Genomic DNA, 21,917 nt, shown 5'->3' on the forward strand with positions numbered 1-21,917 from the left:
GATGAAGCGGAAACAGGGCGCGTATTGCGCCCTTTTTCATGCCTGGTCAGCTCGGGCGATCCACGTGCTGATCAATCAGGATCGTATTGCCATCTGGATCGGTCAGCGTGATATTGGCCGGCCCTTTGCCGAGCGGATCTGTGGGGACATCAGGCAGGATCCCGGCGGTTTTCAAGCGCTCTTGAATGGCGCGCACATCCTCAAAGCTGTCCTGCGGCGCAGCATTCTGATCCCAGCCGGGATTGAACGTCAGAAGATTGCCTTCGAACATGCCTTCGAAAAGGCCAATCACCGCCTCGCCGTTTTTGAGGATGGCAAAGCCATGTTCGCTCATGTCGTGATGGGATTTGAAGCCAAGAGTTTTGTAAAAGGCCACCGACGTGGCGAGGTCTTTGACAGACAGACTGATTGAAAATGCACCTAGGGACATAGCGCTCCTCCTCTTTCAAAGAATACGCGCCAGCTTGCCCGGTCAGCCTGCTTCTGCCAATGGTTTTATGACTCAACCTCAATAATGGTCAGCGTTCGCTCAGAGGCACCATCTGCAAACCGGACAGCGTCCTGATATGCGGCGCTGGCATAGCAGCGCTCGGCCGAAGCGAGATCCGGGAAGCGGATGATGGTGTGGCGCTCGGCCCCTGCACCCTCCAGTTGCCGGAAGGCCGCGCCGCGGGCGATGAACACACCGCCCATGGCTTCGATTGCGGGTACCGCGTGTTTGGCGTATTCGGCGTAGGCCTCTGGATCAGAGACCGTGACATGGCTGATCCAGAGCGCGGGCATCAGGCGCCCAGAACCGCTTCGGCGGCAGCGATGGCTGCATCGGCGTTTTCGGTCGACTTTGCGCCGCCCTGGGCCATGTCAGGCCGACCACCGCCGCCTTTGCCGCCGAGCTCTGCCACCGCAGCGCGCACCAGATCGGGGGCTTTGATGGTGTCGGTCAAATCCTTGGTCACGCCTGCCGCGACGGCGGCTTTGCCATCGGCCTCCGCGATCAGCAGCACCGCACCGCTTTGAATGCGGGCTTTGTGTTCGTCGATCAGGGCCGGCAAATCACGACCAGATACGCCCGACAGCACCTGAGCGACAAATTTCACCCCGTTGATTTCCTTGGCTTCTGCGCCGCTTTCGCCAGCGCCCCCTGCCATGGCCAACTCGCGGCGCAGCTGCGCCACTTCGTTCTGCAAGGCCTTGCGTTCCTCCATCAGGGATTTCACGCGCTCTGGCACATCGGCGGGCTGCGCTTTCAATTGCAGCGCGGTCTGGGCCAGGCGATGATCCTGCTCGGCCAGATAGCGCATGGCGTCGGCCCCGGTCAGCGCCTCAATCCGGCGCACCCCAGCAGAGCTGGCGCTATCGCCCAGCGTGACAAATGCGCCGATATCGCCGGTCTGGCGCACATGGGTGCCGCCACAAAGCTCAAGCGAATAGGTGTCGCCTTCAAGGCCCTTGCCGGTGTCGGCGTGGCCCATCGACACAACGCGCACCTCATCGCCATATTTTTCACCAAAAAGCGCCTGCGCCCCTATGGCGCGGGCGTCGTCCGGCGTCATGATGCGGGTTTCCACCGTGCTGTTCTGGCGAATATAGGTGTTCACTTCGTCTTCGACTTGGCGCAGTTCTTCAAGGCTCAGCGCCTTGCTGTGGCTGAAGTCAAAGCGCAGACGGTCGTCCGCATTGAGCGAGCCGCGTTGCGCCACGTGATCGCCAAGCGCGTTGCGCAGCGCCTCGTGCAACAGGTGTGTGGCCGAATGGTTGGCGCGAATGGCGGTGCGGCGGGCATGGTCCACCTCAAGCTGGGCGCCCTGCCCTTTGCTGATGGTGCCCTCGGTCACTTTGGCGATGTGAATGAAGACGCCAGCCGCCTTTTTGGTGTCGGTAACTTGGGCGCTGCCGGTTTCGGTTTTGATCACGCCGGTGTCCCCGACCTGACCGCCGGATTCAGCGTAAAATGGTGACTGGTTCAAAATGATCTGCACCGCGCCATCCGCTGCACTGACTTCGCCGCCGTCTGCGACCAGCGCGAGGATCTGGCCCTCGGCGGTTTCGGTGTCATAACCAAGGAAATCGGTGGTGCCGTGTTGGTCGGCGATATCAAACCAGATGGTGCTGTCCGCCGCTTCGCCAGAGCCCGCCCAGGCGGCGCGCGCCTTGGCTTTCTGTTCCGCCATGGCGGCGTCAAACCCGTCGGTGTCCACCGCGCGGCCCTGCTCGCGCAGCGCATCCTGCGTCAGATCAAGCGGGAAGCCATAGGTGTCATAGAGCTTGAAGGCCGCTGCGCCGGGCAGCGGCGCGCCATCGGCGAGGCCGCCAACCTCGTCATCCAGCAGTTTCAGCCCGCGATCCAGCGTTTGTTTGAACCGGGTTTCCTCAAGCTTCAGCGTTTCCTGAATCAGCGCCTGCGCCTGGCCCAGTTCTGGGTAGGCACCGCCCATTTTGCTGACCAGCGCGGGCACCAGCTGGTGCATCACAGGGTCTTTCGCGCCCAAGAGATGGGCGTGTCGCATGGCGCGGCGCATGATGCGGCGCAGTACATAGCCGCGGCCATCGTTGGACGGCATGACACCATCGGCAATCAGAAACGAAGTCGAGCGCAGGTGATCGGCGATCACCCGGTGGTGCACGTTTTTGTCGCCATAGGGATCGACCGAGGTGGCATGCGCCGAAGCTTCGATCAGCGATTTCATCAAATCGGTGTCGTAATTGTCGTGGCTGCCCTGCAGCAAGGCGCCGATCCGCTCAAGACCCATGCCGGTGTCGATGGATTGCATCGCCAGATCCACCATCGAGCCATCTTCGAACTGCTCGTTTTGCATGAAAACGATGTTCCAGATCTCGATAAAGCGGTCGCCATCTTCTTCTGGTGAGCCGGGAGGGCCACCCCAGATGTGATCACCGTGATCATAGAAAATCTCTGTACATGGGCCGCAGGGGCCGGTTGGCCCCATTTGCCAGAAGTTGTCAGAGGTGGCGATGCGGATGATCCGCTCTTCGGGCACGCCAATTTTCTTCCAGATATCATAGGCTTCATCGTCCGTGTGATAGACGGTGACGTAGAGCCGTTCTTTTGGAATGCCGAATTCTTTTGTGATCAGCTCCCAGGCGAATGGGATCGCTTGCTGTTTGAAATAATCGCCAAAGCTGAAGTTGCCGAGCATTTCAAAGAACGTGTGGTGGCGCGCGGTATAGCCGACGTTGTCCAGATCATTGTGCTTGCCGCCGGCGCGCACGCATTTCTGCGCGGATGTGGCGCGCACGTAATCGCGGCTTTCCACCCCGGTGAAGCAGTTCTTGAATTGCACCATACCCGAGTTGGTGAACATCAGCGTCGGGTCGTTGCGCGGCACCAATGGGCTGGAGGGCACAATGGTGTGGCCCTGCTTTTCGAAATAGGTGAGGAAGGTCGAGCGGATGTCGTTAAGGCTTGGCATGCGACGGCTTTCGTGCGGAATTTAACTGTTAGAAATGGGTTTAGCCGCCCCTCGCAGGGCTGTCCACCGGATATGGCGACAGCCCCGCGCCAAAACGAAAAAGCCGCGCGAACCGCGCGGCTTTCTGAAATTCTGAATTGCCTTGCCTTTGCTTAGCTTTCCAGCAGCGCATCGCTGTCCTCTGTGCCTGGCGGCATGTCAAAATCCAGCCCATGCGCGGCGCGGATCTTGTCTTCGATCTCAAGCGCCATTCGGGTGTTTTCCCGCAGGAAGGTTTTGGCATTTTCACGCCCCTGCCCGATCCGCTCATCGCCATAGCTGAACCAGCTACCGGATTTTTCCACAATCCCGGCTTTCACGCCAAGATCCAGCAGCTCTCCCATCTTGGAGATGCCTTCGCCATACATGATGTCAAATTCCACCTGTTTGAACGGTGGTGCCACCTTGTTTTTCACCACTTTCACGCGGGTGGCGTTGCCAACAACCTCGTCGCGGTCCTTCAGCGCGCCAATGCGGCGAATGTCCAGACGCACCGAGCTGTAGAATTTCAGCGCGTTGCCCCCTGTGGTCGTTTCCGGAGAGCCAAACATAACGCCGATTTTCATCCGAATCTGGTTGATGAAAATCACCATGCAGTTTGAGCGGCTGATCGAGCCGGTGAGTTTGCGCATCGCCTGACTCATCAGGCGGGCCTGCACACCCACGCTGCTGTCACCCATGTCGCCTTCGAGTTCGGATTTCGGGGTCAGGGCGGCGACGGAATCCACCACCACCATATTGACCGCGCCCGAACGCACCAGCGTATCGACAATTTCAAGCGCTTGCTCGCCAGTGTCCGGCTGTGAAATCAGCAGTTCATCCAGATCCACGCCAAGTTTCTTGGCATATTGCGGGTCCAGCGCATGTTCTGCATCGACAAAGGCGCATACGCCGCCTTTTTTCTGCTCTTCTGCAACACAATGCAGCGTCAGCGTGGTCTTGCCCGAGCTTTCCGGGCCGTAAATTTCAATGATCCGCCCCTTGGGCAGGCCGCCGATCCCCAGAGCAATATCCAGCCCCAAAGATCCGGTGGAAGTTGCTTCGATTTCCTGGATGGCATTGCCATCCCCAAGCTTCATGATCGAGCCCTTGCCGAACTGGCGTTCGATCTGGGCCAATGCGCTATCCAGCGCCTTTTGTTTGTCTGCGGAAGCCTTGCTGCTCATGTTCAATAAATCTGCCGTTGCCATGTGGTGCCATCCTTATTCCATACCCGCGAGAGCGCGGCAATGATAGGCTTTGTTCTACTCTTGTTCTCAATGTTATGAGATCAAAACAAGAACATTTCAAGAATTTTCTTTACCTGGCCACTGTTTCATAGGCGCATTAAGCGTTAGTTTACGCACAAAAGCAGAGAAATTTCTAAATTTGAGGCGCTAAATGCTTGTTTTCTGGAAACAAAAACTGGTGATCCTGGCGGTGCCCAAAACCGGTACCACCGCGCTGGCCGCAGCGCTGGGACCCAGCGCCGATATTGTGATCAACGACCCGCCGGAGCTGAAACATGCGCCGCTCTTTCGGTACAATCGGTTCTTTCGCCCGATGTTTGAAAAGGCCTGCAAAGAAGATGGCATGGAGACGCTGGCCATCATGCGCGAGCCGGTGGATTGGCTAGGTAGCTGGTATCGCTACCGGCAGCGGGATTTTCTGCTCGGCAAGCCGACATCAACGCGCGACATCAGCTTTGACGACTTTGTGCGCGAATACTGCAAAGAGGATCGCAAACCATTTGCCAATGTCGGCAGCCAGGCCAAGTTTCTGGAGCCGCGCCCCAATGGCACCAAGATCAACCATCTGTTTCGCTATGATGATCACCCCAGCATGCTGGCCTTTCTGGCCGAGCGTCTGGGCCGCGACATCACGCTGGGGCAGCACAATGTTTCGCCGCAGATGGCGCTGACGCTTTCTGATACGGTGCGCGCAGAGCTTGAGGAAAAGCGCGCAGCTGAATTTGCCTTATACCGCAGCATCGGCTGAGCTGTTGATCTGCCGCTCCACCGCATGTGAAAGCTCTGCCAAGGAAAACGGTTTGGGCAAAAATCCAGCGTTGTCGCCCAGATCTTCCTCTTCTGACAGGTGATCTTCGGCATAGCCGGACATGAAAATAACGCCGGTTTCTGGCCGTTGCGTGCGCGCCTTGCGCACCCAGTCCGGGCCATCCATGCCGGGCATCACCACGTCGGTGACAAAAAGATCCACCTGCAGGGCGTCATCCTCCAGAATATCCAAGGCGGCTTCGGCGCAATCGGCCTCAAGCACGGAATAGCCCTTGAGCTGCAGCGCGCGCGAGGCAAAGGCGCGCACCGGCGCTTCGTCCTCAACCAGCAGCACCACACCGGCGCCGCTTGGCTCTGCGGCAAGTTTCGGCAATGCGATGGGGCGCTCGACGCTCGGGTGCGGGCTGGCGACCGGGAAAAGCAAAGTGAAACTGGTGCCCTGGCCCAATGCGCTATCCAGAAAGATGAACCCGCCGGATTGTTTGACGATGCCATAGGCCGTTGAAAGGCCAAGGCCGGTCCCCTCGCCCGTGCGCTTGGTGGTGAAAAAGGGTTCAAACACTTTGGATTGGTTTTCAGGCGCAATGCCATTGCCATGATCCACGACCCGCACCTGAGCGTAATTGCCCGCAGGCACCACCGCGCGATCCCGGCTCAGCGGTTCAGTCAGGGTCAGCGGGTCTGCAAAAATTTCAATCTCGCCGCCCTCGGGCATGGCGTCGCGCGCATTGACCACAAGGTTCATGATCACCTGTTCAAACTGCTGCCTGTCCACATTGATAAACTGCGGCGCGCTATCGACATGCACATTCAGGCTGACGGTTTCGCCCACCAGCCGGTCCAGCAGCGTCCCCAGATCATCAAGCGAATCCGCCAAGGCAAATGTCACGGGTTGCAGGGTTTGCTTGCGCGAATAGGCCAAAAGCTGGCTGACCAGACCGGCGGCGCGACCACTGTTCTGATAGATCTGCATCAGATCGGAATAATCCGGGTCACTGACGTCCTTGTCGTGCAGCAAGAGGTCACAATGGCCGGAAATGGCGGTCAGCAAGTTGTTGAAATCATGGGCAATCCCACCGGCCAGCTGCCCGATGGCCTGCATCTTTTGGCTTTGTACAAATTTCGCCTCAAGTGTCTTCAGCTCGGTCGCGTCATTGAGAACAACAAACAGGCTGGTATGGTTCTCTTCGTCGAGCCGCCCCAAAGTCACCTGAACAAAAACCTCTTTATTCTCGCGCTTTAGACGCAGAAATTCATGTAAATTATCAGACCGTTCTTCAGCGGCTTCCTTGAGCCAGCCCCGCAGCGGTCGGCCAAGCCCCTCGACCACATCACTCAGGTGGTCCGCTTGGCTCAGCCGCCGCCCCAGTAAGCTGCGGGCCATTTTGTTTGCGATCAGAATATCACCCTCGACGCTGGTTTTGATGACCGCGACGGGCAGATCCTCGATCGAGAGGCCCGAATTGGCAAACCGCTGACCCTGTGCGGGCATAAAATAAATCTCTCGCCGCCCGCCCTTCAGCGGTTTTTCAAGGATAAAGCAGCGGGTCAGACCACGTGCGGTGCGCACCGCATTCATGTCAGATGGCACCAGCGCCTGCGTGTCAAACACATCGTCAATCTTGGTCAGCCGCCCACCAAGAAAGGATTTCGCAGCCGCACTCATGAACAGGATCGTGCCGCTTTCGGCCACGGTGATCATCGGCAGATCCAATCCGGTGGCCACCGGCAACGGGGCGGTTTTTTGCGCAATCCGCCACAGAAGCAACGAGGCGTTCAAGGCCGCGCAGGCGACGCGGATGGTGCCAGAGCGGGTCGGAACATCTTCACTCATATGGCCATTGAATTGCGCGGCTTCCCCAAGGATTGCGGCTGACTCGCCAGAGCCGGCGCCCATCGCCTCAAAAACGTCGGGCAGCGTTTCTTGCGTCAGCGCAGCCGATGTACACGCCAGATTGCGGTACAGCACCCGCCCCGCAAGATCGGTGATCAAACAGGGGGCCGTTTCATAATGAATGGCCGGTGCAAAGCTTTGGGCATCCCGCTGGCGCAGATGGCGCTGGCGGATGTGATGCAGCGCCCAGCCAAAGGCGATGGCCGAAAGCGCGCCGCCCGCCACAAGAAGACCTGTGCTGAACGATGAAGGTAACACAAAGGGCGCGATCCCCATAAGCGCGGTCAAACTGACGGCGACTGCGATCACACCCCGCGACCGCGCCGTCCATTTTGTGACAGCGGGTGGCTTCATCACCCTCCCCTTTGCGTTGATCATCCCGATGCGAAAAGCGTACCGACATATTGCTTAACAAACCCATAACGAGCGTAGCGCCCTCATAGGTTGAAAATCAACATAAAACTTCGCGCAAATCAGGGCGCGCGCAGCAAGGCGGTAAAGAACCCGTCGCATCCCTCAAGCGGTGTCCAGCGCTGTTCATAAGCCAGCTGCCAGCCGGGGTGCGTCGCCAAGAAGCGTTTGATTTGCAGAACATTTTCTGCATCAAGCAACGAGCAGGTTGCATAAGCCAATGCGCCGCCGGGCGCGACAAGCGCAGCGGCCTCGTCCATGATCTCGGCCTGAAGCGCCGTGACCGCATCCAGATCCTCGCGGGCAAAGCGCCATTTGGCATCCGGGTCGCGACGCCAGGTGCCGCTGCCCGAACACGGCACATCACAGAACACCAGATCAAACTGCTGTCCCTTAAGGGTGCCTGTATCGCAGACCGTGGCGTTAACACCGGCCCGTTTGGCGCGCGCAGGCAGATCGCGCAGGCGCACGGCAATTGCATCATGTGCAAAAAAGGCCGCTTTGCTGCGCCCTGCCATAGCCAAAAGTTTGCCGCCACCGCCCGCGCAATAATCGAGCACGCGCATATCATCGCGGAGCGGCAAGAGATCAATGGCGGCTTGACTGGCGGCGTCCTGCAATTCGATCAGCCCGTCACGATAAGCAGCGCTGTTTCTGATCTTGCGCGCGCCTTCGGTGATTTCGATGGCGGTTGGGCTGGCCGCGTGCGCCGTCCCTAAAATGCCCTCTGCCGCAAGGGCAGCTAAGGCCGCGTCGCGGTTAGCCTTGCGCAAATTGGCGCGCAGGATCACGGGGGCACGCTGCTTCATGGCGGCCATGACCGGGGCAAAATCACCCCCCAAAGACGCCTCAAGCTGCGGGATCAGCCAGGCAGGCATATCAATCACGTCGTCAGCGGCTGCCGCTTGGGCGCGCTCAGCCTCGGTCAATTCCGTGGGGGCGTAGGCCAGTCCGGTAAAGATTTGCTCCGGGTCAACGCCCTGTTGGCGCAGCAGGCCGAGCATCAGGGCGCGGCCCGTTTCGCCGCCGCCAAGCGCGGCCAGAGAGCGGCGCTGGCGCAACACGTCATAAACATGATCACGGATCGCTGCCCGATCCTTGGATCCGGCAAACCGCGCACCACGCGCCCAGCCCGTCAGGCAGCGTTCGGCAGGCGCGCCATCCAGAATATCATCCAGCAGCTCAATCGCCGTCTGAACGCGCGCCGCCGGTGTCATCAGCCCACCCGGTAGTTCGGAGACTCGCGGGTGATCTGCACGTCATGCACGTGGCTTTCCTTAAGCCCGGCACCGGTGATTTTTACGAAAGAACACTTCTTGCGCATATCCGCAACGGTGGCATTGCCGGTATACCCCATCGCCGCGCGCAGACCGCCCACCAACTGGTGAATGACCGTACCAGCCGACCCTTTATAGGCCACCTGCCCTTCGATGCCTTCTGGCACCAGTTTGTCGCTGGCGGCATCTTTCTGGAAATAGCGATCCGCAGAGCCGCGCGCCATGGCGCCGAGGCTGCCCATACCGCGGTAAGATTTGTAAGAGCGGCCGTTATACAGGATCACCTCACCGGGGCTTTCATCGGTGCCCGCGATCATCGAGCCAACCATGGCGCAGGAGGCACCGGCGGCAATCGCCTTGGCGAAATCACCGGAGAATTTGATGCCGCCATCTGCGATCACCGGCACGTCACCGGCCGCCGCGGCACAATCCATGATCGCGCTCAGCTGCGGCACGCCAACGCCGGCCACCATGCGTGTGGTGCAGATCGAGCCCGGGCCGATCCCGACTTTGACCGCGTCGGCACCCACATCAATCAGCGCGCGGGTGGCATCCCCAGTGGCGACATTGCCTGCAATAACCTGAACGTTGCTGTAGGCCGCTTTAATGCGTTTCACCGCGTCCAGCACCCCTGCGGAATGGCCATGGGCCGTGTCCACAACCACAATGTCAACGCCCGCATCGATCAGCGCTTCTGAGCGGGCAAAGCCGCTGTCCCCAACCGAGCTGGCAGCCGCCACGCGCAGGCGGCCCAGATCGTCTTTGCAGGCTGTCGGGTTCAGCACCGCTTGTTCGGTGTCCTTCAGGGTTAACAGGCCGGTCAGCTTGCCGCTGCCATCCACCACCAGCAGCTTTTCAATACGGCGCACCCGCATCAGGCTTTTGGCCTCTTCCAGGTCAGCGGGTTCGTTGAGCATCGCAAGATTGTCGCTGGTCATCATCACCGAAACCGGCGTGTCGTCGCGATCGGCAAACCGCATATCCCGGTTGGTCACGATGCCGACAACGCGCCCATCGGCATCCACCACCGGAAAGCCCGTCACATTGTAGCGCTCTTGCAGCGCTTTGGCGTCTGCCAGCGTCTGGTTCGGCGTCAGGGTGATCGGGTTGTAAACGATGCCGCTTTCAAAGCGTTTGACCTGGCGCACCTGGCGCGATTGTTCTTCTAAGTCGAGGTTCTTGTGGATGACCCCCATGCCGCCGGCCTGGGCCATGGCGATTGCCATGCGCGCCTCGGTCACAGTGTCCATGGCTGAGCTGAGCAAAGGAATGTTCAGAGAGATTGACTGGGTGACAAATGTCTTTGTATTTGCGGTGCTGGGCATCACATCGGACGCGGCGGGAACCAGCAGAACATCGTCAAAGGTCAGGGCCTCACGAATCTCCATCACACTTCTCCTTGGGTGGGGTCGTTTGGCGCTTCGCTATTGCATGTTTGTGGCAAATGGGAAAGCCCCTATCTGCGCATTTCCCTCCTTGTCAGCGGCCCCAAGCGCGGAAATTGCACCGCATGGCTTTCCCTCTTGGTGAAAACCCCTATTGTCGCCCCGAAACAGGACTGACGCGCAGGTGCAAAATGAAAAGTGATCCATTGGTGATCTTTACGCCATCCGGCAAACGGGGCCGCTTTGCGGTGGGCACGCCGATCCTCACGGCGGCGCGGCAGTTGGGCGTTGATCTGGATTCGGTCTGCGGCGGACGCGGGATCTGCTCAAAATGCCAGATCACACCTGCGGTGGGTGCCTTCCCAAAACACGGCGTCACCGTCAGCGAAACTGCGCTGAGCCCCTGGAACGCGGTCGAGCAGCGCTATGACGACAAGCGTGGGCTGAAACCCGGGCGGCGCCTTAGCTGTCAGGCCACCGTGCAAGAAGACGTGGTGATCGACGTGCCCGCCGAAAGTCAGGTGCATCGTCAAGTGGTGCGCAAACGCGCCGAGGCGCGCGACATCACCATGAACCCGGCTGTGCGCCTCTATCTGATCGAAGTGGCCGAGCCGGACATGCATCATCCCTCCGGTGATCTGGAGCGTGTCACCGATGCGCTCGCCCGCCAATGGGACATCAAAGGCGCCGTTCTGGAGCCGCATCTGCTGGCGGTTCTGCAGCCGGTGCTGCGCAAGGGCAACTGGCAGATCACGCTGGCGGTGCATCACGACCATACCGGGGCCGCGCCTCGGATCGTCGCGCTTTGGCCGGGATTTTTTGAAGGGCCGGTTTTTGGCATGGCGGTGGACCTTGGCTCGACCACCATTGCCGCGCATCTTTGCGACCTCAGCACTGGCGAGGTCATTGCCTCGGGCGGAGTGATGAACCCGCAGATCCGCTTTGGCGAAGATCTGATGAGCCGCGTCAGCTATGCGATGATGAACGACGGCGGCGCAGGCGAAATGACCGCTGCGGTGCGCGACGGGATCAACACGCTGTTTGATCAGGTTTGCGCGGAAGGTAAAATCGACAAAGCCGATGTGCTGGACAGCGTCTTTGTCTGCAACCCCGTGATGCACCACCTGTTCCTCGGGATTGATCCTTATGAGCTGGGGCAAGCGCCCTTTGCCTTGGCTACAAATCAATCTTTGTCGTTGCCTGCCAAAGCATTAGAGCTTGACCTTCATCCAAATGCGCAGGCCTATGTTCTGCCCTGTATCGCCGGCCATGTTGGCGCAGATGCCGCGGCGGTGGCGCTGTCTGAGGCACCGAATAAATCTGACGATCTGGTCTTGGTTGTCGATGTGGGCACCAATGCCGAGATCATCCTTGGCAATGCATCCCGCGTTCTGGCCTGCTCGTCTCCGACGGGCCCCGCCTTTGAAGGCGCGCAGATCAGCGCCGGTCAGCGCGCCGCCCCCGGCGCGATCGAGCGGGTTGAGATCGACCCGGAGACCAAAGAGCCGCGCTTTCGCGTGATCGGCTCGGACCTTTGGTCCAATGAGCCGGGGTTTGAGCGCGCCATTGCCACGACGGGCATCACCGGCATCTGCGGGTCCGGCATTATCGAAGTGCTGGCTGAAATGCGCATCGCTGGCCTGCTGGATGCCAGCGGGCTGATCGGGTCAGCCGCGCAGACCGGCAGCGCGCGCTGCGTGCCCGATGGGCGCACCCATTCTTATGTTCTCTGGGATGGGCGCGCCGAGGATGGGCCGTTGATTACCGTGACCAATGCGGATGTGCGCGCCATCCAGATGGCCAAGGCGGCGCTTTATGCTGGGGCGCGGCTGTTGATGGACAAATTCGGTATGGAGCGGGTGGACCGCGTGGTGCTGGCCGGGGCCTTTGGCGCGCATATCTCGGCCAAACATGCCATGGTGCTGGGCATGATCCCTGATGTCGCCCTCGAAAAGGTCAGCAGCGCGGGCAATGCCGCGGGCACCGGCGCGCGCATTGCGCTGCTGAACATCGACGCCCGCCGCGAGATTGAAACCACCGTGACCGAGATTGAAAAGATCGAAACCGCGATTGAGCCGCGTTTTCAGGAACATTTCGTCAATGCCTCCGCCCTGCCCAACGCCGTCGATCCCTTTCCGACGCTGGCGCAGCATGTCACCCTGCCGGATGTCAATTTTAATACCGGCGGGGACAGCGGCGGTCGTCGGCGGCGGCGACGCGGATAATTCGCGCTTGAGTTCCCATTTTGTTCCATGTCATATTCAGCAAAAGCACATCACGCTTGATCGCTCGGCGGGCCACTGCGATAAGCAAGATGTTGAGGGCAGAAACCTATGGCGCACACATACTATGATTTCTTTGCCGGTGGCGGCATGGTCAGCTTTGGCCTTGGTGCGGATTGGACATGCCTGTTCGCCAATGACATCGACGCCAAGAAAGCCGAAAGCTATCGCGCCAACCACCACGGTGGCGCAGAGCTGCTGCTCAAAGACGTGGCGCAGGTCTCGGTTGAGGATCTGCCCGGCACGCCGGATCTGATCTGGGCGTCCTTTCCCTGTCAGGATCTGTCGCTTGCGGGCAAAGGTGCCGGGCTTGCCGGCAAGCGCAGTGGCATGTTCAAACCCTTCTGGAAGCTGGTGCGTCAGCTGCATGCCGATGGACGCGGCCCCAAGATCATTGCCTTGGAAAACGTTTATGGCGCGATCACCAGCAATGGGGGGCGTGATTTCGCCACGCTCGCCGCAGCGTTTTCGGGGCTTGGCTATCGCTTTGGCGCAGTTGTTGTCGATGCGGTGCATTTCCTGCCGCAGTCCCGCCCGCGGTTTTTCATGATCGGCATTCGCAGCGATCAGCGCCTGCCCGCAGGGCTATGTGCCGATGGGCCCGCCCCGCTCTGGCACCCGCCTGCCCTGCGCGAAGGGCAGCGGCTGTTGTCCAAATCCGCCGCCGCGCGTTGGCTGTGGTGGGATCTGGCCGCGCCGCTCAAGCGCAATATTGGCCTTGCCGATCTGATCGAAGAGCAGCCCGGCAGCGTGACGTGGCACAGCGCGGCGGAAACCCAATATCTGCTGGATCTGATGAGCGATGTGAACCTTGCCAAAGTGCGGGCTGCGCAAAGCTGCGGTCGCCGCATCGTCGGAACCATCTATCGGCGCACCCGCACCGATGCAGCGGGCGTCAAACGCCAGCGCGCCGAGGTGCGTTTTGACGATATCGCTGGCTGCCTGCGCACGCCGGCCGGGGGCTCCAGCCGCCAGACCATCATGGTGGTGGACGGTAAGCGCATTCGCTCGCGCCTCCTGTCCACCCGCGAAGCAGCGGCGCTGATGGGGCTGCCTGACAGCTATGTGTTGCCCGCGCGCTATAACGCCGCTTACAAGCTGGCTGGGGATGGTGTGGCCGTGCCCGTGGTGCGCCATCTGGCTGAGCAGATTTTTGAACCGGTCCTGAGGCGCAACCGGCTCTCGCTGGTCGCCTGACACGCGATGGATCTTTTCGCCGACAGCACCCATCAGCCGCCTTTTGAAACCGAGGATCTGCGCGACAATCTTGCGCGGTTTCTGGCGCAGGCTTTTGACGATCCGGTCCAAGGCGGGCAGCGCCCGGTCGGGACGTTCAAATGGGGTGTCTATGCGTTTTTTGATTATGATGGTGAGCCGATTTATGTCGGTCAGACCAAAGAGAAAATCAGCACCCGCATCCGTCGTCACCTGACCAACCAGCGCACTGATGCGGTGGCCATGTCGGTGCTGGATCCATTTGAAGTCTATGAGATCGAGGTCTGGCCGCTGCCGCAGTTTGAAAAGACCAGCGGCAATGACGCCACGGCCAAGGCCCATCTGGATGCTCTGGAACGGTTGATCTACGAAAAAGCCATCGAAAACAGTACATTCAAGGCCATTCTGAATGAAAAAGATCCCCCAATATCAGGGGTAAAAATTGAGGTGCCGCCCTCTTTCCGGTCCTGCATCGTCAGCCCGCATGTCTATCAAATCCGCGCCCATCCTGATTTCCGCATTGCGCGCCGCGCCTTGATCATTTCGCGTCTGGCGCAGGTCATTTCCGAACGCAAAGTGCAAGGCGGATTGCGCCGGGTTTTGCGCACGCAGGCAAAGCGCCTGGAATGGTTGGCCGCCCGCCGCTATGAGGCGCTCGGCGGTGCGGACTCGCTGTTGCATGAGGCGGAAGACCTTTGATGTGGCACGTGCCGAACGGCGGGCAGATCTTTAGCGCATAAAGTGCAAATGCGCGGTTGAGTATTCCCCTTTTACGTGTTTTTTTACCCCAAAGAATTTACGACCACAGAGCAGATTATGACCAAGAAAATTTGTGCCGCCCTGGCGCTAGCGGGCACCATTGCCGGCTGCGCAGAATATCCGGCCAACGTCGAAGCCGCCTATATACCCAGCATTGTTTACAAAGGTGCGACATGCACCGAACTGGCCGCGGAAAGCCGGCGCCTCATTCATTATGTCGACGATCTGACCCGACGCCAGCGCCGCAGCGCCAATATTGACACTGCGCTTGTGACCACGGGCACCTTCTATTTCTGGCCGGCGCTTGGCGGCCTGCCCCTGACCCGCGATCAATCTGCGCAGCTCGCTGTGGCGCGGGGTCATTATGATGCGCTGACCACCGCCGCGCAGAAACTGGGCTGTCAGGGCGCAGCCCCGGCGCGGTATCAGACCGGCACAAATTGGAAACGCGGCTACGGCAGTTTCCCACCGCTTTGACGGCCGACAAGAAATCTGCGGCCAAAGCGGCAAACCTCTCTTGCGCTTTGCCGCGCTGCGCGGTAATCGCAGATCAGCGGCGGGTATGGTGAAAAGGTATCACGGCAGCTTCCCAAGCTTTAGTTACGGGTTCGATTCCCGTTACCCGCTCCACTCTCTCCCAAAACGAGCAGCCCCCCTGATAACGCCGATGTGCGGTGTAATTTTTTGTATGCGGCGCTAAGGTTTGTGGCGTAATAGAGGGGGAGATCACCTTGGCCAACGTGAACCTGCAAAGCACAATCACCTGTCCTGCCTGCGGGCACAGCCAGACCGACACCATGCCAACCGACAGCTGCCAATGGTTTTATGACTGCAAGGGATGCGGCACGGTCCTGACGCCCAAAGCCGGGGATTGCTGCGTCTATTGTTCGTTTGGCACCGTGCCCTGCCCGCCCATTCAGGATGGCAGCGGCTGTTGCGGATGAGAAAGCCGGGCTAATGCCCGGCCTACTGTGTCATCCCAAGGCATATCCGGCGCCGCGCACGGTGCGCAGCGGATCCGCCCCGCCATGCACACACAGTGCCTTGCGCAACCGGCCGACATGGACATCAACCGTCCGGCTGTCGACATAGATGTCCCGGCCCCAAACGCGATCCAGCAGCTGTTCACGGCTCCAGACCCGGCCCGGCTTTTCCATGAAGGTCGAGAGCAGTCGAAACTCTGTTGGGCCAAGCTTGAGCGGTTCATCCGCACGGGTGACGCGGTGGGTTTCCGCGTCCAGTACAATGTCTTCAAACTCCAGCCGTTCCCCGACGGACGCGGGGCGCACGCGGCGCAATTGGCTGCGCACGCGGGCCATCAGCTCAAGGACGGAATAGGGTTTGACCACATAGTCATCGGCCCCGGTTTCCAGCCCGCGCACCTTGTCGACCTCTTCGCTGCGCGCAGACAGCATCAGGACAGGAATAGCGCGGGTTTCTGAGCGTGATTTCAAGCGACGGCATATTTCGATGCCCGAGATCCCTGGCAACATCCAGTCCAGCACGATGATGTCCGGCGATTCTTCTTCCACCAGCAGCATCGCCTCATCGCCATCTGCCGCGGAAACGACATCAAAGCCTTCGGATTGCAGGTTGTAAGACAGCACTTCGCGCTGTGCGGGCTCATCTTCCACCAGCAGCACTTTGGGGTGATCTTGTGCCATGTGACGCCCTTCTTACTTCGGTTCCGACAATTCGGGGTCGCGGGTGGTCATGTCGCTTTTGGGGCGTGCTTCGTCCGGCATGGTGCCCGTCACAAGATAGATCACCTGTTCCGCAATTGCGGTGACATGATCGCCCATGCGTTCGGTGTTCTTGGCGATGAAATGCAGATGCATGCAAGGCGTGATATAACGCGGATCTTCCATCATGAAGGTCAGGAATTCGCGGAACAGCGCATTATACATCTGGTCGATCTCTTGATCGCGCTCCAGAATTTCCTGCGCTAGCTCGACGTCACGCTGAATATAGGCATCCAGCGCATCCTTGAGCATGATCTGCACTTCGCGGGCCATGCGGCCAAGCGCAGTGCGCGCGCCTTCGACCGGGGTCATATGGACCAGTACGGCATTCCGCTTGGCCATGTTCTTGGCATAGTCGCCGATCCGCTCAAGGTTGGAGGCAATTTTCATCACCGACAGGATCACCCGCAGGTCAACCGCGGTGGGCGCGCGCAGCGCGATGATGCGCGAGGCCTCTTCGTTGATGATCTCTTCCAGGGCGTCAATGGCCTTGTCGGCTTTGCGCACTTTCTCAGAAAGCTCTTCGTCCCGCTCACGCAGCGCTTGAGAGGCTTGCAGGATCGCCTCTTCGACAAGGCCACCCATCTTCATGATGTGGGCCTGAACACTCTCCAGATCCCGATCGAAGGAAGAAACAATATGTGTGTCGTTCATTGGAAACGTCCTTAACCAATACGGCCGGTGATGTAGCTTTCGGTGCGCTCATCTTTCGGGTTGGTGAAAATTTTCGAAGTATCATCGTATTCCACCAAATTGCCGAGGTGGAAAAATGCGGTTTTCTGCGACACGCGCGCGGCCTGCTGCATGGAGTGAGTGACGATCACCACCGAGTAGCTTTTGCGCAGCTCGTCAATCAACTCTTCGACCTGTGCTGTCGCGATTGGGTCAAGCGCCGAGCATGGCTCGTCCATCAGCAGCACTTCTGGTTCGGTCGCAACCGCGCGCGCAATGCATAGGCGCTGCTGCTGACCGCCCGAAAGCCCGGTGCCTGGGGCGTGCAGACGGTCTTTGACCTCGTTCCAAATCGCGCCGCGGCGCAGGGATTTTTCGACGATGACGTCCAGGTCCGCTTTTGAATTGGCCAGGCCATGAATGCGCGGCCCATAGGCGATATTGTCATAGATCGACTTGGGGAACGGGTTCGGCTTTTGAAACACCATGCCGACCTTTGCGCGCAGCTGCACCGGGTCGACCTTGGGGTCATAGATGTCTTCGCCATCCAGCAGAATATTGCCAGTGACACGGCAGATATCGATGGTGTCGTTCATGCGGTTCAGCGTGCGCAGAAAGGTGGATTTGCCGCAGCCGGATGGGCCGATAAAGGCGGTCACGGTCTTGTCTTCGATTTCAACGGAGACATCCTTGATGGCGTGGGTGTCGCCGTAGTGGACCTGCACATTGTCAGCGGAAATCTTGATGTCGTTCTGGGTCACTGCGGTCTCCAGGTTGGTCGGTGCGTCGTACATTTGTGTATACCTTACTATCAGATTACCAGCGACGTTCGAAACGGCGGCGCAGGATGACTGCCAAGATGTTCATGGTCAGCAGGAAAATGAGAAGAATAATGATGCCACCCCAGGCCTTTTCATAGAACCCGACATCGGCGCGTGCCGCCCAGGTGTAGATCTGTGCAGGCATGGCAGAGTTTGGATCGGTGAAGCCCGCGATAAAGCCCTCTGGGTAGCCGCGTGCCACAAAGCCCACCATCCCGATCAGCAGCAGCGGTGCGGTTTCGCCAAGCGCCTGCGCCAGACCGATGATGGTCCCGGTCAGAATACCGGGCATCGCCAGCGGCAGAACGTGGTGAAACACTGCCTGCATGCGGGATGCGCCCAGGCCCAATGCCGCGTCGCGGATCGATGGGGGCACCGCCTTGAGCGACGCGCGGGTTGAAATGATGATCGTTGGCAGGGTCATCAGCGTCAGCACCAAGCCGCCCACCAGAGGCGCGGATTGTGGCAGGTGCATGAACTGGATGAAAACAGCGAGGCCCAAAATGCCGAACACGATGGAGGGTACCGCGGCCAGGTTTGAAATATTCACTTCGATCAGATCGGTGAATTTGTTCTGCGGCGCGAATTCTTCCAAGTAGATCGAGGCCGCCACTCCAATGGGCAGCGACAGGCACAGAACTACGAGCATCATGAAGAACGAACCGACCACCGCGGCACCAATGCCAGCACCGCCGGGGTTGTCCACGCCGGAGTCTGCACCTGTGATAAAGTTCCAGTTGAAGGTCTCTTTGATGATGCCCGCATCAATCAGCGCATCTACGATGTCCAGATCCGCGGCCTCAAGGAAACGGCTGTCTTCCATCGAGTCACGGGTCACGCGGCCATTCATATAGCCATCCACACGCGAGGAAGCGGAGAGTTCAAAATCAACCTCTTCGCCGAGGGCCTCAGGGTTGGCACGATAATATTCGCGCAGCGTCCCGCCGGTCTTGCCCAGAATGCGTTCAAACGCTGCGGCGTCGGTTTCGACCTCAAGACCTTTTTCACGGAGCGTGCTCACAAGCGCCTCGTTAAAGGCTGCGGAATAGGCTTTGGTCTTGAAAAGCTGACCTTCGGCAGCATCAAACTGCTCTTGCGTCATGGTAAATTCAACGCTGACAACGGTCTGCGTGAAGGCCGGAAGGCCAGAGCGGATAATCGACACCGTCAACACGACCAGAAAGAACAGGCCAATCGCGATCGCGCCAATGCCATAGGCCTTAAAGCGTTTCTCTGCGGCGTGACGCTTGCGGGTGCGCGCATCGGTCCGGTGCAAAGACGACTTTGGTGCTGCGGGCACCGTTGATTCCATAGTTGCGTCAGACATTAGTCATACTGCTCCCGGTATTTGCGCACGATATACAGCGCGACGACGTTCAGGCAGAGCGTCAAGATAAAGAGGGTCATGCCAAGCGCAAAGGCGACCAGCGCTTCGGGCGAGGCAAAGTCACTGTCCCCGGTCAGCTGCGACACGATCTTGGCGGTCACGGTTGTCATGGCTTCAAAGGGATTAAGGCTGAGCCGCGCGGCGGCCCCTGCCCCCAGCACCACGATCATGGTTTCACCGATGGCGCGCGAGGCGGCCAGCAGGATCGCGCCCACGATGCCCGGCAATGCGGCGGGAATGATCACTTGGCGGATGGTTTCTGATCGCGTCGCTCCCAGCCCATAAGACCCGTCGCGCAGCGACTGTGGGACGGCGTTGATAATGTCATCGGACAGCGAGGACACAAAGGGGATCAGCATGATGCCCATCACGATACCGGCGGTCATCACCGCGCGGCCGCCACCCTGCCAGTTCACACCCAGCCAGCCGCCTTCACCGAAGATGTCCACCAGCAGCGGACCCACGGTTAGCAGCGCAAACAGACCGTAAACGATGGTCGGGATACCCGCGAGAATTTCCAGCATGGGCTTGGCAAATGCGCGCACTTTTGGCGACGCATATTCAGACAGGTAAATCGCTGCGAACAGCCCGACTGGGATCGCAACCGCCAACGCAACGATGGAAATATAGAACGTGCCCCAAAGCAATGGGATCACACCCAGAGAGGAGGAACCGCCGCGCCCAGAAAAGCTGGGAGCCCATTCAACGCCGAATAGGAAATCCCAGGCGTTATAGAGGCGGAAAAATTCAACGGTGTTGAACACCAGCGATAGGATAATGCCAATGGTTGTCAGGATCGCGATTGAGGCTGCCGCAATCAACAGCGCGCGTATGCCGCGCTCTACCACGTTGCGCGCCCGGAAGAGCGGCTTGGTTTCAACAACACCCCAGGCCAGTCCGGCCGCTGATACCGCCAAGACAAGAATGGTCATCAACAGAGTGCCAGAGGCCACCAATTCATTGGTGCGCTGCGCGGCAAGAATAACCGTTCCGCTGAGGTTGGATGTCACGATCTGACCCGCGTCTTTCAGACGCTGCGTGAACTCGGCAACGTCGGCGCGGCCATCTTCGGCCATCTCGCGCGACATCGTCCCATCGGCCACAGCATTGCGAATGCCTTCTGCAGTCCGGTTCACTTCGGCCATCACAAGACCAATGCTCGCGCCTTCGTCAATCTCTGAGGCCGGGATCATCGACGCGACGGTCCGATCAATAATCAAAGGTTGCGCCAGCAGCCAGATGACCATGATACCAAAGGCCGGTACGATGATCTTCATCAGGACGTTCGCGCCGTAATATGACGGCAGTGAATGCAGATCACGCGAGTTCCCGCCAGCGCCGGCGAGAGCACGAGACCGCCCCAGGAAATAACCGACCGCCGCCAAGGCGAAGACGATTAAGACGAGCCAAGATAAAGGCATGCGCACCCCAAGAGTTATCGTTGAATTCAAAAAGGAAAAAGGAGCGGCGCTAATCACCGCCCCTTCCTATCACCCCAGTGTGGGGCTTAGTTCATCATTGCGCCTTCAGCGTCAACATTGGCCTGGGTTTCTGCCAGAGCTGGATCAGAGACCAGACCGTATTGTGCCAGAGGGCCATCTGGGCCGGCCAGTTCGTCAGAGATGAAGAACTGAGCGTATTCTTTCAGGCCAGGAATAACGCCGATGTGTGCTTTCTTCACGTAGAAGAACAATGGGCGAGACACTGGGTATTCGCCGGTTGCGATGGTTTCAGTGGAAGGTGCAACACCCGCCATTGTCGCAACTTTCAGCTTGTCGGTGTTGTTCTCGTAGAACGCCAGGCCGAAGACGCCGATGCCGTTTGCGTTTGCATCGATGGAGGCCAGAGTTTCAGTGTAGTCACCGTCGATGTCGACTGCGCGGCCATCAGCCATCACTTCCAGACATGCATCTTCTGCGTCGTCTTCGGACATGCCGCCAGCAATCATCGCTGCCATTGCGCCAGTGGCTTCACAGCCTGCTGCAACAACTTTTTCTTCGAACACTTCACGGGTACCGTGCTTGGTGCCTGGGATGAAGGCCAGGATGTCTTCTGCTGGCAGATCAGCGTTGAAGTCAGACCATTTGGTGTGTGGGTTGTCGACCAGCTCGCCGTCTACCATGACTTTTGGTGCCAGCGCGTTGAAGATGTCAGACTGGGTGAAAGCAGTATATGCTGGGCCGTCTTTTTGGGACGCGAACACGATGCCGTCATACCCGATGCGCACTTCGATGATCTCGGTGACGCCGTTTTCAGCACATGCTTTGATTTCTTTTTCACGGATTTTGCGGGAAGCGTTCGCAACGTCGGTGTGCTGGGTGCCAACACCTTGGCAGAAACGCTTCAGACCTGCAGAAGAACCGCCGGATTCAACAACTGGCGTTGGGAAGTCGGTGTTTTCGCCGAATGCCTCAGCAACGATGGATGCGTATGGCAGAACGGTCGAAGACCCGGCAACTTGCACTTGGTCGCGTGCAGCAGCAGAGGTGGCAGCAACGGCAGCGATCGCCAGTGCGGAAGCGGTCAGTTTGACAGACATTAATATAACTCCTGAGTGTCCAAGCCGCTGATTGATGCGGCCTCGGCGCCGAATTACGGGCTACGC

Annotated in this window: 19 protein-coding genes and 1 tRNA gene; 7 read left to right on the forward strand and 13 right to left on the reverse strand. The window is 59.2% G+C overall.

Annotation, left to right across the window (positions count from 1 at the left end; all coding sequences use genetic code 11):
* Window positions 1-46: 46 nt before the first annotated feature.
* From N6L24_RS03175 to recA, 4 genes are all read right to left on the reverse strand, one after another.
* Window positions 47-430 (reverse strand): VOC family protein, encoded by a 384-nt coding sequence (locus N6L24_RS03175; protein ID WP_271843183.1) that lies wholly within the window; start codon window positions 428-430, stop codon window positions 47-49.
* Between the two features lie 65 nt (window positions 431-495).
* Window positions 496-783 (reverse strand): DUF1330 domain-containing protein, encoded by a 288-nt coding sequence (locus N6L24_RS03180; protein ID WP_271843184.1) that lies wholly within the window; start codon window positions 781-783, stop codon window positions 496-498.
* Complete coding sequence (gene alaS / locus N6L24_RS03185) at window positions 783-3,431, reverse strand: alanine--tRNA ligase (RefSeq protein WP_271843185.1); 2,649 nt, start codon at window positions 3,429-3,431, stop codon at window positions 783-785. The genes N6L24_RS03180 and alaS overlap by 1 nt, the downstream gene beginning before the upstream one ends.
* Before the next feature lie 152 nt (window positions 3,432-3,583).
* Window positions 3,584-4,660, reverse strand: a complete 1,077-nt coding sequence (gene recA / locus N6L24_RS03190) for a recombinase RecA (RefSeq protein ID WP_271843186.1) — start codon at window positions 4,658-4,660, stop codon at window positions 3,584-3,586.
* Window positions 4,661-4,850: 190 nt separating this feature from the next.
* Here recA and N6L24_RS03195 point away from each other — a divergent pair, with 190 nt between their 5' ends.
* On the forward strand, window positions 4,851-5,447 hold the full coding sequence (locus tag N6L24_RS03195; protein WP_271843187.1) for a gamma-glutamyl kinase: 597 nt from the start codon (window positions 4,851-4,853) through the stop codon (window positions 5,445-5,447).
* Here the strand turns inward: N6L24_RS03195 and N6L24_RS03200 are convergent.
* The 3 genes from N6L24_RS03200 to guaB form a co-directional block, all read right to left on the reverse strand.
* The gene (locus N6L24_RS03200; protein WP_271843188.1) at window positions 5,427-7,715 is read right to left on the reverse strand and encodes an ATP-binding protein; all 2,289 of its coding nucleotides are present in this window, start codon (window positions 7,713-7,715) and stop codon (window positions 5,427-5,429) included. The two genes, N6L24_RS03195 and N6L24_RS03200, sit on opposite strands and share 21 nt — an antisense overlap.
* 119 nt (window positions 7,716-7,834) lie before the next feature.
* A complete protein-coding gene (locus N6L24_RS03205; RefSeq protein WP_271843189.1) occupies window positions 7,835-8,989 on the reverse strand; it encodes an RsmB/NOP family class I SAM-dependent RNA methyltransferase in 1,155 nt (384 codons plus the stop codon).
* Window positions 8,989-10,437 (reverse strand): IMP dehydrogenase, encoded by a 1,449-nt coding sequence (guaB, locus tag N6L24_RS03210; RefSeq protein ID WP_271843190.1) that lies wholly within the window; start codon window positions 10,435-10,437, stop codon window positions 8,989-8,991. Before guaB ends, N6L24_RS03205 begins: the two co-directional genes overlap by 1 nt.
* A 188-nt stretch (window positions 10,438-10,625) precedes the next feature.
* On the opposite strand from guaB, the gene N6L24_RS03215 reads away from it, so the two are divergent.
* The 6 genes from N6L24_RS03215 to N6L24_RS03240 all read left to right on the forward strand — a co-directional run bounded on the left by N6L24_RS03215 (window position 10,626) and on the right by N6L24_RS03240 (window position 15,634).
* Window positions 10,626-12,659: an ASKHA domain-containing protein gene (locus tag N6L24_RS03215; RefSeq protein WP_271843191.1), complete on the forward strand. Its 2,034-nt coding sequence runs from the start codon at window positions 10,626-10,628 to the stop codon at window positions 12,657-12,659.
* Between the two features lie 108 nt (window positions 12,660-12,767).
* Window positions 12,768-13,913, forward strand: coding sequence for a DNA cytosine methyltransferase (locus N6L24_RS03220; RefSeq protein ID WP_271843192.1), 1,146 nt, complete (start codon window positions 12,768-12,770; stop codon window positions 13,911-13,913).
* A 6-nt stretch (window positions 13,914-13,919) separates the two neighbouring features.
* Complete coding sequence (locus tag N6L24_RS03225; protein WP_271843193.1) at window positions 13,920-14,630, forward strand: GIY-YIG nuclease family protein; 711 nt, start codon at window positions 13,920-13,922, stop codon at window positions 14,628-14,630.
* A gap of 117 nt (window positions 14,631-14,747) precedes the next feature.
* Window positions 14,748-15,167, forward strand: a complete 420-nt coding sequence (locus N6L24_RS03230; RefSeq protein WP_271843194.1) for a hypothetical protein — start codon at window positions 14,748-14,750, stop codon at window positions 15,165-15,167.
* Window positions 15,168-15,246: 79 nt separating this feature from the next.
* Window positions 15,247-15,320, forward strand: a tRNA-Gly gene (locus N6L24_RS03235).
* 101 nt (window positions 15,321-15,421) lie between these two features.
* The gene (locus N6L24_RS03240) at window positions 15,422-15,634 is read left to right on the forward strand and encodes a GDCCVxC domain-containing (seleno)protein (RefSeq protein WP_271843195.1); all 213 of its coding nucleotides are present in this window, start codon (window positions 15,422-15,424) and stop codon (window positions 15,632-15,634) included.
* 30 nt (window positions 15,635-15,664) lie between these two features.
* Here the strand turns inward: N6L24_RS03240 and phoB are convergent, their stop codons facing one another.
* From phoB to N6L24_RS03270, 6 genes are all read right to left on the reverse strand, one after another.
* Window positions 15,665-16,354: a phosphate regulon transcriptional regulator PhoB gene (phoB, locus tag N6L24_RS03245; protein ID WP_271843196.1), complete on the reverse strand. Its 690-nt coding sequence runs from the start codon at window positions 16,352-16,354 to the stop codon at window positions 15,665-15,667.
* A gap of 12 nt (window positions 16,355-16,366) precedes the next feature.
* Window positions 16,367-17,086 carry a phosphate signaling complex protein PhoU gene (phoU, locus tag N6L24_RS03250; protein ID WP_271843197.1) on the reverse strand — a complete coding sequence of 240 codons (720 nt, stop codon included), beginning with the start codon at window positions 17,084-17,086 and terminating at the stop codon, window positions 16,367-16,369.
* Window positions 17,087-17,097: 11 nt separating this feature from the next.
* On the reverse strand, window positions 17,098-17,898 hold the full coding sequence (gene pstB / locus N6L24_RS03255; RefSeq protein ID WP_271843198.1) for a phosphate ABC transporter ATP-binding protein PstB: 801 nt from the start codon (window positions 17,896-17,898) through the stop codon (window positions 17,098-17,100).
* Window positions 17,899-17,920: 22 nt separating this feature from the next.
* Window positions 17,921-19,252: a phosphate ABC transporter permease PstA gene (gene pstA, locus N6L24_RS03260; RefSeq protein WP_271843199.1), complete on the reverse strand. Its 1,332-nt coding sequence runs from the start codon at window positions 19,250-19,252 to the stop codon at window positions 17,921-17,923.
* Window positions 19,252-20,733, reverse strand: a complete 1,482-nt coding sequence (pstC, locus tag N6L24_RS03265) for a phosphate ABC transporter permease subunit PstC (RefSeq protein ID WP_271843200.1) — start codon at window positions 20,731-20,733, stop codon at window positions 19,252-19,254. The genes pstA and pstC overlap by 1 nt, the downstream gene beginning before the upstream one ends.
* Before the next feature lie 86 nt (window positions 20,734-20,819).
* Window positions 20,820-21,851: a substrate-binding domain-containing protein gene (locus N6L24_RS03270; protein WP_271843201.1), complete on the reverse strand. Its 1,032-nt coding sequence runs from the start codon at window positions 21,849-21,851 to the stop codon at window positions 20,820-20,822.
* Between the last annotated feature and the right edge of the window lie 66 nt (window positions 21,852-21,917).

Origin of the sequence: Cognatishimia sp. SS12 (assembly GCF_028369055.1) — a bacterium.
Lineage (GTDB): Bacteria > Pseudomonadota > Alphaproteobacteria > Rhodobacterales > Rhodobacteraceae > Cognatishimia.